This is a genomic window from Cupriavidus sp. 22TCCZM04-2 (assembly GCF_057798895.1).
Window position 1 is genome coordinate 1 of the sequence record NZ_JBYOJS010000015.1, and the last position, 13,356, is coordinate 13,356.

A 13,356-nucleotide genomic window follows, 5' to 3' on the forward strand; every position below is an offset into this window, starting at 1 on the left:
TTGCCAAGCGATCGCGGGTCTGCCCTGCGAATCGGCTGTTCTTTAACAATATGGGATGTAGTAAAGGTGTCGCGCGAGCGTTGATGAGACGCTGCAGTAACCAACGCGATACCGGGTTGTGATTGTATCAACCAAAATGTATTTAAGTGATCGAAAGATGACTTGGAATACGGCACAAATGCGAGAACTCACCTGTAGCGAAGGGTCTCACTGAGACACACTCGTTATAGGGTCAAGCGAACAAGTGCATGTGGTGGATGCCTTGGCGATCACAGGCGATGAAGGACGCGGTAGCCTGCGAAAAGCTTCGGGGAGCTGGCAAACAAGCTTTGATCCGGAGATGTCCGAATGGGGAAACCCGGCCCGAATGGGTCATCCCTGGCTGAATACATAGGCCAGGGAAGCGAACGCGGCGAACTGAAACATCTAAGTAGCTGCAGGAACAGAAATCAACCGAGATTCCCAGAGTAGTGGCGAACGAAATGGGAAGAGCCTTGTACTCTTTAGCAGTGTTGTTAGCAAAACGGGATGGAAAGCCCGGCCATAGCAGGTGATAGCCCTGTATGCGAAAACAGCGTTGTGGAACTAGGTGTACGACAAGTAGGGCGGGACACGTGAAATCCTGTCTGAAGATGGGGGGACCATCCTCCAAGGCTAAATACTCGTGATCGACCGATAGTGAACCAGTACCGTGAGGGAAAGGCGAAAAGAACCCCGGGAGGGGAGTGAAATAGATCCTGAAACCGCATGCATACAAACAGTCGGAGCCTGGAAACGGGTGACGGCGTACCTTTTGTATAATGGGTCAGCGACTTACATTCAGTGGCAAGCTTAACCGATTAGGGCAGGCGTAGCGAAAGCGAGTCCGAACAGGGCGTTCAGTCGCTGGGTGTAGACCCGAAACCAGATGATCTATCCATGGCCAGGTTGAAGGTGCGGTAACACGTACTGGAGGACCGAACCCACTAACGTTGAAAAGTTAGGGGATGAGCTGTGGATAGGGGTGAAAGGCTAAACAAATCTGGAAATAGCTGGTTCTCTCCGAAAACTATTTAGGTAGTGCCTCGTGTCTCACCTTCGGGGGTAGAGCACTGTCATGGTTGGGGGGTCTATTGCTGATTACCCCGCCATAGCAAACTCCGAATACCGAAGAGTGCAATCACGGGAGACAGACATCGGGTGCTAACGTCCGGTGTCAAGAGGGAAACAACCCAGACCGCCAGCTAAGGTCCCCAAATATAGCTAAGTGGGAAACGAAGTGGGAAGGCTAAAACAGTCAGGAGGTTGGCTTAGAAGCAGCCACCCTTTAAAGAAAGCGTAATAGCTCACTGATCGAGTCGTCCTGCGCGGAAGATGTAACGGGGCTAAGCTATATACCGAAGCTGCGGACGCACAGCAATGTGCGTGGTAGGAGAGCGTTCCGTAAGCCTGTGAAGGTGTCTTGTAAAGGATGCTGGAGGTATCGGAAGTGCGAATGCTGACATGAGTAGCGATAAAGGGGGTGAAAGGCCCCCTCGCCGTAAGCCCAAGGTTTCCTACGCAACGTTCATCGGCGTAGGGTGAGTCGGCCCCTAAGGCGAGGCAGAGATGCGTAGCTGATGGGAAGCAGGTTAATATTCCTGCACCGTCGTATGATGCGATGGGGGGACGGATCGCGGAAGGTTGTCCGGGTGTTGGAAGTCCCGGTCCCTGTAGTGGAGAAGGCGCTTAGGCAAATCCGGGCGCGTAATTCAAGGCTATGGGGCGAGCGGCCTAGTGCTGCGAAGCAATTGGAAGTGGTTCCAAGAAAAGCCTCTAAGCTTCAGTCATACGAGACCGTACCGCAAACCGACACAGGTGGGCGAGATGAGTATTCTAAGGCGCTTGAGAGAACTCGGGAGAAGGAACTCGGCAAATTGGTACCGTAACTTCGGGATAAGGTACGCCCTGGTAGCTTGACTGGCCTGCGCCAGAAGGGTGAAGGGGTTGCAATAAAATGGTGGCTGCGACTGTTTAATAAAAACACAGCACTCTGCAAACACGAAAGTGGACGTATAGGGTGTGACGCCTGCCCGGTGCCGGAAGATTAAATGATGGGGTGCAAGCTCTTGATTGAAGTCCCGGTAAACGGCGGCCGTAACTATAACGGTCCTAAGGTAGCGAAATTCCTTGTCGGGTAAGTTCCGACCTGCACGAATGGCGTAACGATGGCCACACTGTCTCCTCCCGAGACTCAGCGAAGTTGAAGTGTTTGTGATGATGCAATCTCCCCGCGGCTAGACGGAAAGACCCCATGAACCTTTACTGTAGCTTTGCATTGGACTTTGAACCGATCTGTGTAGGATAGGTGGGAGGCTTTGAAGCGTGGACGCTAGTCTACGTGGAGCCGTCCTTGAAATACCACCCTGGTTTGTTTGAGGTTCTAACCTTGGCCCGTGAATCCGGGTCGGGGACAGTGCATGGTAGGCAGTTTGACTGGGGCGGTCTCCTCCCAAAGTGTAACGGAGGAGTTCGAAGGTACGCTTGGTACGGTCGGACATCGTACCTAAAGTGCAATGGCAAAAGCGTGCTTAACTGCGAGACCGACAAGTCGAGCAGGTGCGAAAGCAGGACATAGTGATCCGGTGGTTCTGAATGGAAGGGCCATCGCTCAACGGATAAAAGGTACTCTGGGGATAACAGGCTGATACCGCCCAAGAGTTCATATCGACGGCGGTGTTTGGCACCTCGATGTCGGCTCATCTCATCCTGGGGCTGTAGCCGGTCCCAAGGGTATGGCTGTTCGCCATTTAAAGAGGTACGTGAGCTGGGTTTAAAACGTCGTGAGACAGTTTGGTCCCTATCTGCCGTGGGCGTTGGAATCTTGACGGGGGCTGCTCCTAGTACGAGAGGACCGGAGTGGACGTACCGCTGGTGTACCTGTTGTCTCGCCAGAGGCATCGCAGGGTAGCTATGTACGGAAGAGATAACCGCTGAAAGCATCTAAGCGGGAAACTCGCCTGAAGATGAGGATTCCCTGGCGGCTTGACCGCCTTGAAGGGTCGTTCGAGACCAGGACGTTGATAGGCTGGGTGTGGAAGCGCAGTAATGCGTTAAGCTAACCAGTACTAATTGCCCGTAAGGCTTGATCCTATAACCAGTGTGTTTTAGCCTGGTGAGAGAATCGCCTGTGCCGTGCGTTGACAAGCACAACCCAAGACTACAGAACTACATCCCGAATTGGTGAGGTTGACCGCGTCAGCCTCACAACCCCTTATGCCTGGTGACCATAGCGAGTTGGAACCACCCCTTCCCATCCCGAACAGGTCCGTGAAACGACTCCGCGCCGATGATAGTGCGGATTACCCGTGTGAAAGTAGGTCATCGCCAGGCTCTTACAACGCAAAACCCCTCGACAGCATGTGCTGCGAGGGGTTTTTGCTTTGGGTTTCGCGTTCGTGAAGCCTCCGCGAAGACAGGCTGCATTTTCGCCAGCCCGTTCTAAAGTTCATTCCACTGTTGCGACCGAGCGGTTCCTCCTCAGTTGTGCCCGAGCGCATGCAATGCGCGATGCGCTGCAACTTACCGAAACGCTACCCCAGCACCGGAGTGGAAAAAGAGCCAGCCGCGACCGGCTTCACGGGTAACCGGCCCGACCGGGCGTAATCAGGCTCCGGAAAACTTTCCGAACCCGCCCTATAATGATTGATATTACAACGATTGATCGAGCAACAACATGACGCCAAAGGCACAGCCACGGCATGGCAGCGGCCAGGTCCTCCCGTTTCGCGAGTCGCTGCTCGCCATGCTGGGGGTAGCCTTCGTGTCGATGCTGGTGGCGCTGGACCAGACCGTGGTTGGCACCGCGCTGCCAACGGTCGTTGCCGAGTTGCAGGGCTTCGAGTATTACGCCTGGGTGGCGACGTCATACCTGCTGTTTTCCGTCATCACCGTGCCGATTTTCGGCCGGCTGGGTGACTACTACGGCCGCAAGCCTTTCGTGCTGGCATCCATCGTGGTGTTCTCGGTGGCCTCCGCCCTGTGCGGCATGGCGACGAGCATGCCGTTCCTGGTGGCGGCGCGCGGGTTACAGGGGATCGGGGGAGGCATGCTGGTGGGTACCGCCTTCGCGTGCATTCCGGATCTGTTTCCGGATTCGCACGTCCGGCTGCGCTGGCAGGTGCTGATGAGCGCGGCGTTCGGCGTGGCCAATGCCGTCGGACCTTCGCTGGGCGGCATCCTGACCGAGTTGTATGGCTGGCGCGCCGTCTTCTATGTGAATCTGCCGGTGGGGGCGCTGAGCCTGTGGTTCGTATGGCGCTACCTGCCGCATCTGCGCCAGCAATCGCACAATGGGCCGATCCGGGTCGACTGGCTCGGCGCCTTGCTGATCGGCGTGGGGCTGGGCGGCATGCAGATGAGTGTCGAACTGCTGCCGCAGCGCGGCGTCGACTGGCTGACCGCCGGGCTGCTGGTCGTGGCGGTGGCGGCGCTGATCGGGCTGTGGCAATGGGAGCGCCGCTGCGCCAATCCGATCCTGCCGCTGGACATGTTCCGGCACCCGGGCGTAGCACCGCTGTTTCAACTTGCGGTGCTGGTCGGCTTCGCCATGTTCGCGCTGCTGATCTACGCGCCACTGCTGCTCCAGGGCGGGTTCGGATACTCGCCGCGCGAAGCGGGGTTGCTGGTGACGCCGCTGGTGGTTTGCATCACGGTCGGCAGCATCGTGAACGGGCGCATCATCACGCGCATTCGCCATCCGAATGCCATGCTGTTTGCCGGCTTCGGCATGCTGGCCGCCGCATGCCTGGCGCTGTCACTGGCCACGCGCAGCATGTCACATCCGTTGCTGCTGACGATCATGTTGCTGGCGGGGTTCGGACTCGGCTTCATCATGCCGAACCTGACGGTATTCGCTCAGCAGACGGTGGGCCGGGAACACCTGGGCATTGCCACGGCGATGCTGCAGTCGCTGCGGATGGTCGGCGGCATGGTCGGTACCGCGATGGTTGGCACGATGGTGACGCGTTCCTATACCGCTGGCGTGGAACATTCGCTGGCGACCGGTAATGCACTGGACTGGCTCAGCCGCATGTCGGATCCGCAGGTACTGATCGACAAGGCCGCGCAGGCCGGGTTGCTGACCGAACTGCAGCAGGCGGGGCACAATGGCGCCTTGCTGCTGGAGCAGGCGCGTGTTTCGCTTGTAACGGCAATCCACCTGGGGCTTGTCATTGCCGCAGTCGCCGCGCTGGTTGGCCTGTGGCGCGCACGGCGCGTGCCGCCGGTCAGGCTGGTGCGCGCCGGCCAGCAACCGGCCATGGCGGCCGACTGAAACGGCCGCCGGACGGCAAGCAGCACGCCGCAGTCTAGGAAACGGGAGAATGGATGGAACTTGAGCGACAAAGCCTTGCGGTGCTACAGCAATTCGGGCGGACCTACCGCGCCTATGCGTCGGCGTTCGAGCAGCGTATCGGGCTGCCGTTGCCGCGCTGGCGCATCCTGTTTGCGCTGCAGACGCAGGAGGATGCGATCGCGCAGAAAGCATTGGCCGAGCGCGTAGGCATGGACCCGGGCGCACTGACCCGGCAGCTCAAGGCGATGGAGGAGCTGGGCTGGGTGCTGCGCAATACTTCCGAGCGCGACAACCGCGTCACGCATGTCACGTTGTCCGTGGCGGGCAGGGCCATGGTGGAAGACAAGATGCCCCGCCGATCGGCCTTTCTACAGGACGTGCTCGAGAACGTCCCCGAGTCGACCATGCTCGAACTGTCGAGAGGCCTGGCCCAGCTGGAGGCCGGCATCGCCGGTGCAGTCGCCCGCGCGACGGAACTGGCGGACGCAGACTGAAGGCATCGCGCGACGGATCTTGCTAAGTCGGCAGCAAGATGCCCTGGCGCGCCGCGCACTCGAATAGCTCGCGATCATTGCTGGCCCCGAGCTTTTGCATCGCGCAATTCTTCTGGCGGCTGATGGTCTTGACGCTGCGGCACAGGATGATAGCGATCTCGCTGACCGAGCGCCCGCTCAGATAGAGCCGGATGACTTCGGTCTCGCGCACCGACAGGCGTTGCGCAACCTGCTGGCCGGGTTCGTGAGGACTGTCCAGGCTGGTCTGCGACAGGATATCGAGCGCCGACTTGCCAGTGTAGTGAAAGCCTCGCTGGATGCGGGCGACGACGGTGATCAGTTCGGAAAGCGGTGCGTCCTTCAGCATGAGCCCCTGCACGCGTGCATTGAGAATCGAACGCAGGATCAAAGGGTTGGTGATCATGGTGAGCACAATCACGCTGACCGAGGGGTAGTGCCGCCGCAGCGTGGAGATCAGCCGGATGCCATCCGAGTCCTTGTGGCCCGGCATGTGATAGTCGGTGATCACGATGTCCGGGCGCAGGGTCTCGACGCTGGTCAGTAGTTCTGTGGCGCTGTTGACCATGCCGCAGATCACCCAGCCCGGCTGCGTCTGCAATTGGTCGCGGACGGCAGCGCAGACGACCGGGTGGTCGTCGGCCAGCAGGATTCTCAGTGTCATGGCGCGGTCCTTGTCGTGGAGATGGCAGCTGTGCTGCGCCCCAAAAAATCGCCGCACGCCATGGCGGCGCGCGGCGCGAAGGACGCATCAACATCTGCGCACGTGCCAGGTCTCGAGCCAAACGGGAGGCGGCCGTGACACGGCTAGTGCGAGGCCAGAATACTGGCCCGGCAGCCGCGGCGGACTGAGAAAGTTCGCAAAATTTTGCAGACAAACGTTGCGATGCCGTCGGCGGGATGGCACCGCGATGCGCGTGTGGCCGGGTACGGGCGGATAGCAGCGGTGCGCGCGAAACGGCTCGCACGCGAACGGTGTGGGCTGTCCTGCCCGGTCGCCGCTCAGGCCGCCGCGGCGTGCCGTGGCGACTCCTGCCGGCTCTTGCGCCGGCCGTCGATGGCCTTGAGCGGATCGCGCAGCACGGCATTGCCCACGTCCATGATGTCGCGCAGCGCGCTCTTGTCGTGGGCGCGTTCAGGGGCCCAGAAATGCAGCGCGGCCCATTCCGGGAAGCTGCTCGGCGGGGTCAGCAGGCGCGTCTTGCGATCACGCGTGACCAGCGGCACGTTGAAATCGAGCACGGGGCAGATACCGCCGGCCGAATGCAGCAGCGTGATCTGCGTATGCCAGGACGGCACGACGGTTTCACGATGTCCCGGAGTGCTGGCCTGGCGTGCGAGGAAGCTGCGCAACGGACTGCCGGCTTCGCAGTCTTCCTGCAGCAGGATCCAGTCGCTTTCCGTATCGTCCGCGCTGCCGGCGCGCATCGCACTGACCAGCCGGCGCGGCGTGGCCAGGATGTTATGCGGCAGGACCTTTTCCGGGTTATGCCCGCCGTCGACTACGAAGGCGCAGTCGAGCTCGCCGTTGTCCAGGCTCTCGGACAGCGTGGCGTCGGCGATCACGGGCCTGGTCACGAAGCTGTCATGCGGAAACTGCTCGCACAGCGTGGTCAGGATCTCGGTGATCACGGGGTCGCCAATGGACGAGGAAAACCCGATCGACAGGCGCCGGCCGTGGCGGCTTTTTGCCGGGGCCAGTTCGTTCGGCCGTACCAGCACACTCCATTTGGCCAGGATCTGCCTGGCGGTCTGTTCCAGGCGCAGCGCGTGGGGCGTTGGCTCCAGCGTGCCGTTGCGCTTGACGAAGAGCGGGTCGCCTGTGATCTCGCGCAACCGTGCAAGGCTGTAGGCGACCGTCGGAACGCGGCCTTGCGTGCAGGCAGCTACCGCGCTGAGGTCACGGTACTCCATCACCAAAACAAAGACGTGCAACAACTTCGTGCTGACATGGCGCATTCTGACTTCTCCCGATCCATGGATTCTGTTTTCGTTTTTCTTTTATTTTCTGGCACGACAATGTGACAGCATGGCGCGGCCATAGCCTGTCGCGCCGCGAACCTAGCGAACGGGTTCGCGAGCGGAAAAAGGGATTTCCGTGGCTGTGGGAACAGGAACCGGCAAGCGCTGGTTGTGGCGGATCAGGCTACCAAGAAGCATGACACAACTCCTAAATGTGCGACTCGCGTCGACAAATGGCGCAGTGACTCCTCAATCCTTCAGGCCCTTGCTTGCCGACAGTTCTGGATGCGTCACCGGGCGTGTGAGTGCCGGTGTAGAACTGGCGCGCCGCCCGTCTGTCCGCGTTCCGTGGAGCGCTGTTTGCGGGCGTACGAAATTTAGTTGATGCCGAGGAATCTTAATACAACAACTGGAAAGTTCCTAGGAAGTAACTGACATTCCGATATGCAACGCTCACATTTCAGGAGCGCTTGTCCGGACATAAGAACAAGGCGCAAAGCGGCCGAAAACCGCCACGCATAAGGGGACAGCGCTTTGATTGGGCTCGCTCCATCGGCCGATGGTCAGCGCAACGACCGTGCCGGATTCGGGCGAAAATTCGGCGATCGCGACATACGGCCATGCTGGATTCCAAATTGGAAAAACCAAAGCAGGCGGCCAAGACAGGCGCATTCCGCTGACGACAATCATCCGTGCATCCTGTGACGCGTCAGTGCAGGCGACGTTTGCAGATACTGCCCTCGCACGAAAGCCGGCCAGCACAATTTTCTTAACTCGCCCAGCAAAGACGTTGAATTGCCTTTTGGCTCGGCAGTGGGCTAACGTACGGGGCAGGGTCGGGCTCGGTTACCGGCACGCATAAGACTGTTGCGTAGCGGGAGAGAATCGGTGAACAGACGGTATTCGGAAGAGCAGATCCGCAGCTATCTGGCCGAGGCCGCCAGCGGCGTGCCGGTGCGCGAGTTGTGCGCGCGGTACGGCTTCAGCGATGCGTCCTTTTATGGCTGGCGCGCCCGCTATGGGCAGCCCGGACAGGGCGATGCACGCGAAGGGCGTAAACTGCGCGAGTTGCAGGAGGAGAACACCCGGCTCAAGAGCATGCTGGCGGATGCGCTGCTCAAGCTCGAGCTCCTGCGCAACCGGGCGGGCCGCAGCGGTAGCGGGAAGGAACGTTGACCGCAGCCCCGCTACCCCGCTAACCCGCTAACCCAGCGCTGATCCCATGCGGATCGAGCAGGCGTGTTGCCTCATCCCATTCGGGCAGGGCGCTGTCCCGGAGTCACAGTTTGAAGAAGTTGATTGGTTGCAAGGTATCGATGGTGGCCTGTGCAGGGCTGCTTGCCGTACAGTCCTGGGCGGCGTCAGATGCGTCGCTCCCGGCGCCGATGGTCGCGCCGCCTCCGCCCCGCATGCTGGATCCCGCCACGGCAACCGTGGACGCCACCGACGGCACCTTGTCGGTATCGCAGCGCCAGCGCTGCCAGTCGCTGCTGGATCAGATCAACGCGCTTCCCTCGGGGCCACAGTGGTCGACCGGCAACTCGTCGGTCACCACGGCTGACGGGCGCACGTATCCGACGCCGGAGCGACAGGCGGACCGCAAGCGTCTGGAAGAGGCATACCGCCAGGAATGCGCGCAGCAGCAACGGTGACGACAGCGCGGGCTGCACCAGCCGATACAAAGGGCAGGACCGCCAGGCCGCAATAGCGGCCATGGCGGGACGCGGTCGTTCGACTGCATTTTTTGTGGAGAGCGAACAAGCACCGCTTACGTCATATCCTGGCCTGATGTCTTGGGCTGATGCTGATTGGCCGAAGCTTCTCGCCGGACGGGTGGAGGCGCGTGGCGGATCGCTGACAGACCGCGATGACCCGCCTCGTGGACTGAGTCAGAACGGGTGCGGGTCGTCGCCGGCCGCGGCATGTGCCATGGCGGCCCGAGTCTGCCGCGGCATCGGTTCCAGGTCCGCATAGACTGCGGCCAGGCCGTCGCGGTCGATCAGCTTCAAGCGCCGCTGCCGGACCGAGATCAGTCCCACCGACGCAAAACGCGACAACAGGCGCGACACCGTTTCCAGCGTCAGCCCGAGCAGGCTGGCGATGTCCGATCGCGACATCGCCAGCGTAAGCGGGCCGTCGGCGCCGCCGCGGCGGCGGTGCTCGGTGTCCAGGTCGAGCAGCAGCATGGCGAGCCGCTGGGCAGCTTTCATCGAGCCGACCGCGACCAGCAGGACGCGCTCCCGTTCGGACTGACGACGCATCACGGCCAGCACGGAATCCCGGAAGGCCGGGTCGGCCATGTGCGTGCGCAGCGCCTCGATCGACACGACACAGCACAGGGTGTCCTGCAAGGCGATGGCGCTGACGCTGTAGACCGGCGCCTCGTTCGGCTCCAGGCCCAGCACATCGCCTGACATTGAGAATCCCGTGACCTGCCGCCATCCCAGGGGCGATTCATAAACCTGCTTGGCACTGCCTTCCCGCAACGGAAACAATGCAGCCACTGGGCGGCCCTGGCGATAGAAGGCATCGCCGGCGGCTACCGTGACGTGAGCGGGCTGCAAGGGCTTCTGCGCACCCGGCGACCGATCGGCCGTCGAGGCATCACGGCAGACATGGCGAAAGAGGCAGAGCGAGCATGAGGGCGAGTCGGGCATGGGCATGGATGCCTGAGGCGACGGCCTAGTATAAATGCGCGGCAACGCCTGCTATCTCCCCGCGATCTGTATTCTTTCGTGGTTCTGCCTGAAACTTTTCGATTGATGGGGAGCCGCGGCCGCACGTCAAGTGGGCGCCGTCTGACGATGCGGAAAAGCCACGCTGCGTGCGGTCTTGGCTGGCCCCATGTGCTATGCTGCATCGCAACAATACGCAGAACGTCCGGGGGAGATGCATTGCACGCAACCAGGAGTTCTCATGGCCAAGAGCCTTGCCATGGACTGGCAGGCGCAATTCCGGCGATTCAGCCGGGCGCAGGCCCAGACCGAAGCACAAGTCAAAGCGTGGCTGGAACGCGTTGAATCGTTGAGCCATCTGGCGCCGCGGCGCCGTATCCGGACACCGCATGGCGCTCCACTTTCGCCACGGCATCCGGCGCCGCAGTTGCCGGGCAGCTGGGAATCCCACCGCCTGAGCCTGGCACCACTGGCCGGCGAGCTGGTGCCGCGGTTGTCCTATCACCTGTATGTGCCGGCCAGCGCCAGGCACCGCTTCCGCGGCCCCTTGCCCCTGGTGGTCATGCTGCACGGCTGCCGCCAGACTCCCGACGAACTCGCCGCCGGCACGCGCATGAACGCGCTGGCCGAGCGTGAGGGCTTCATCGTGGCGTATCCCCAGCAGCCGCTGCGGCGCCAGCTGCAGCGCTGTTGGCAATGGTTTGACCTGGCCGACGGCGAGGGAGGTCGTGAAGCACAGGCCGTCGCGGCGCTGATCGAGACGCTCTCGCGGCGCCTCGATGTGCGCGAGGACCAGATCTTCGTCGCCGGGATGTCGGCCGGCGCCGCCATGGCCGCAGTGGTGGCCTTGCGCTACCCGCAACTGGTCGCGGCGGTAGGCCTGCACTCCGGGGTCGTGGTCGGTGAAGCGGACAACCCGCACGCCGGTCTGAGGGCCATGCGCCACGGGTCGACCGCCGACCCGGCATGGCTGCTCGACGCCGCGGGGGCCACGGCGGGCGGCCCCGAACTGCCGGCGATCGTGGTGCACGGCCTCGACGACGATGCGGTCCATCCGGTCAATGGCCGCCTGCTGGCGCGGCAGTTCCTGGCCTACAACGGCCTGGAAGACCGTCCGGGCGGCATTTCCGAGGCGCAGGCGCGCCTGCCGGCCGGACATTTCCATGAAGCGCGCTTCGGGCGCTGGAGCCGCGATCTGGTCACGCTGGTGGAAGTGGAGGGGCTGGGCCACGCGTGGAGCGGCGGAGACGGCGACTACAGCTATCACAGCGCCGTTGGCCCCGATGCCAGCGCGATGATGTGGGACTTCTTCCGCGGACACCGGCGCTAGCGCGCGTACACCCATGAAAAAAGGAGGGCGCAAGGCCCTCCTTCCTCTCATCCAGGCACGGGCCGGTATCAGCTGCGCGCCGGATCCTTGACGAACAGTGCCGTTGCCATGCCGATGGCGCATACCGCGACCACGTAGTGCGCGGGCGCGAGCGGATCGTTCTTGAGCATCAGCGTGACGACCATCGGCGTCAGGCCGCCAAAGATCGCATAGGACAGGTTGTACGAGAACGACAGGCCCGAAAAGCGCACCTGCGCCGGGAAGGCATTGACCAGCACGAACGGCACCGCGCCGATGGTGCCGACCAGGAAGCCCGCCAGCGCGTACAGCGGCACCAGCAAGTCGGGCCGGGTATGGACGGTGGTGTAGAGCGCGTAGGCGCTGGCGGCCAGCAGCAGGCCGCCGAAGAACAACGTACGGCGTGCGCCGAACCGGTCGGCGAGCGCGCCCGAAACCACGCAGCCGACCGTCAGGCACAGCGTGGCCACGCTGTTGGCGACCAGGGCCGTGCGCGCGTCGAAGCCATAAAGCTTCTGCAGGAACGTGGGGGTCATCAGGATCACGACCACGATGCCCGCGGACAGCATCCACGTCAGCAGCATCGACACCGCGATGGCGCCGCGGTGATCGCGCACCACCGACTTCAGCGGCATTTCCGCCGCCAGCGCCTTGCGCTTCTGCAGTTCGGCGAAGACCGGCGTTTCATGCAGCCAGCGGCGCAGGTACATCGACGCGATGCCGAATACGCCGCCGATCAGGAACGGCACGCGCCAGCCCCAGTCAGCCAGCTCCGCCGGCGTGAATACCGAATTGATGCCGGTGGCCACCAGCGAGCCGAGCAGGATCCCGGCGGTCAGCCCGCACGTGAGCGTGCCGCACGCATAGCCCACGTGGCGCGCGGGGACGTGTTCCGACACAAAGACCCAGGCGCCGGGCACTTCCCCGCCCACGGCGGCGCCCTGCAGGATGCGCAGCACCAGCAGCAGTACCGGGGCCATCAGGCCGATGGTGTGGTAGGTCGGCATCAGGCCCATCAGCAGCGTGGGCACCGACATCAGCAGGATCGACAGCGTGAACATCTTCTTGCGGCCCAGCAGGTCGCCGAAGTGCGCCATGATGATGCCTCCCAGCGGACGGGCCAGGTAGCCTGCGGCGAAGATGCCGAAGGTCTGCAACTGCCGCAGCCAGTCGGGTACCGACGGCGGGAAGAACAACTGCCCGATCACCGTCGCGAAAAACACGAAGATGATGAAGTCGTAGAACTCGAGGGCGCCGCCCAGTGCGGCGAGGGAGAGGGTTTTGTAATCCTGCCCGGTCAGTCGTCGCGCGGGCCGGGCCTGCGTGCCTGCGATCGGGGCGGTACTGCTGGTGGTAGACATGAATGGACTCGCATGGATGGCATCTCATGCGAAGCGCACAACACGGGTTGCGTGGAGGGTGTGGCCGGAGGGGTACAGCGCGGGAGAGGCAGGCACTACGTGGCGGGTAAGCCGCAGGCTTGCGACGAGACGCTTCGCAAAGGCGTAAAGATATCAGATCAGCCCTTGTCGTGTTGACAAGACA

Annotated in this window: 10 protein-coding genes and 2 rRNA genes; 7 read left to right on the plus strand and 5 right to left on the minus strand. The window is 62.1% G+C overall.

Going from position 1 to position 13,356, the window contains the following annotated elements:
- Positions 1–230 precede the first annotated feature (230 nt).
- The 4 genes from AC3FKG_RS20755 (at position 231) to AC3FKG_RS20770 (ending at position 5,808) form a co-directional block, all read left to right on the plus strand.
- Positions 231–3,111 (plus strand): 23S ribosomal RNA (locus AC3FKG_RS20755).
- Between the two features lie 126 nt (positions 3,112–3,237).
- Positions 3,238–3,351 (plus strand): 5S ribosomal RNA (rrf, locus tag AC3FKG_RS20760).
- Between the two features lie 343 nt (positions 3,352–3,694).
- Positions 3,695–5,293: an MFS transporter gene (locus AC3FKG_RS20765; protein ID WP_483712050.1), complete on the plus strand. Its 1,599-nt coding sequence runs from the start codon at positions 3,695–3,697 to the stop codon at positions 5,291–5,293.
- 53 nt (positions 5,294–5,346) lie between these two features.
- The gene (locus tag AC3FKG_RS20770) at positions 5,347–5,808 is read left to right on the plus strand and encodes a MarR family winged helix-turn-helix transcriptional regulator (protein WP_483712049.1); all 462 of its coding nucleotides are present in this window, start codon (positions 5,347–5,349) and stop codon (positions 5,806–5,808) included.
- A gap of 22 nt (positions 5,809–5,830) precedes the next feature.
- Here the strand turns inward: AC3FKG_RS20770 and AC3FKG_RS20775 are convergent, their stop codons facing one another.
- The 3 genes from AC3FKG_RS20775 to AC3FKG_RS20785 all read right to left on the minus strand — a co-directional run bounded on the left by AC3FKG_RS20775 (position 5,831) and on the right by AC3FKG_RS20785 (position 8,478).
- Positions 5,831–6,490, minus strand: a complete 660-nt coding sequence (locus AC3FKG_RS20775; protein ID WP_483712048.1) for a response regulator — start codon at positions 6,488–6,490, stop codon at positions 5,831–5,833.
- Positions 6,491–6,828: 338 nt separating this feature from the next.
- Positions 6,829–7,785 carry a LysR substrate-binding domain-containing protein gene (locus AC3FKG_RS20780; RefSeq protein ID WP_488744015.1) on the minus strand — a complete coding sequence of 319 codons (957 nt, stop codon included), beginning with the start codon at positions 7,783–7,785 and terminating at the stop codon, positions 6,829–6,831.
- A gap of 456 nt (positions 7,786–8,241) precedes the next feature.
- Positions 8,242–8,478 carry a hypothetical protein gene (locus AC3FKG_RS20785; protein WP_488744016.1) on the minus strand — a complete coding sequence of 79 codons (237 nt, stop codon included), beginning with the start codon at positions 8,476–8,478 and terminating at the stop codon, positions 8,242–8,244.
- A gap of 198 nt (positions 8,479–8,676) precedes the next feature.
- On the opposite strand from AC3FKG_RS20785, the gene AC3FKG_RS20790 reads away from it, so the two are divergent.
- A complete protein-coding gene (locus AC3FKG_RS20790) occupies positions 8,677–8,964 on the plus strand; it encodes a transposase (protein WP_483712045.1) in 288 nt (95 codons plus the stop codon).
- Positions 8,965–9,104: 140 nt separating this feature from the next.
- Positions 9,105–9,440: a hypothetical protein gene (locus AC3FKG_RS20795; protein WP_488744073.1), complete on the plus strand. Its 336-nt coding sequence runs from the start codon at positions 9,105–9,107 to the stop codon at positions 9,438–9,440.
- 237 nt (positions 9,441–9,677) lie between these two features.
- Here the strand turns inward: AC3FKG_RS20795 and AC3FKG_RS20800 are convergent, their stop codons facing one another.
- Positions 9,678–10,445 carry a Crp/Fnr family transcriptional regulator gene (locus AC3FKG_RS20800; RefSeq protein WP_483712044.1) on the minus strand — a complete coding sequence of 256 codons (768 nt, stop codon included), beginning with the start codon at positions 10,443–10,445 and terminating at the stop codon, positions 9,678–9,680.
- A 259-nt stretch (positions 10,446–10,704) separates the two neighbouring features.
- Between AC3FKG_RS20800 and AC3FKG_RS20805 the strand changes: the two genes are divergently transcribed.
- Positions 10,705–11,793: an extracellular catalytic domain type 1 short-chain-length polyhydroxyalkanoate depolymerase gene (locus tag AC3FKG_RS20805; RefSeq protein ID WP_483712043.1), complete on the plus strand. Its 1,089-nt coding sequence runs from the start codon at positions 10,705–10,707 to the stop codon at positions 11,791–11,793.
- Positions 11,794–11,861: 68 nt separating this feature from the next.
- On the opposite strand, the gene AC3FKG_RS20810 is transcribed toward AC3FKG_RS20805, so the two are convergent.
- Complete coding sequence (locus tag AC3FKG_RS20810; RefSeq protein WP_483712042.1) at positions 11,862–13,172, minus strand: MFS transporter; 1,311 nt, start codon at positions 13,170–13,172, stop codon at positions 11,862–11,864.
- Positions 13,173–13,356 lie beyond the last annotated feature (184 nt).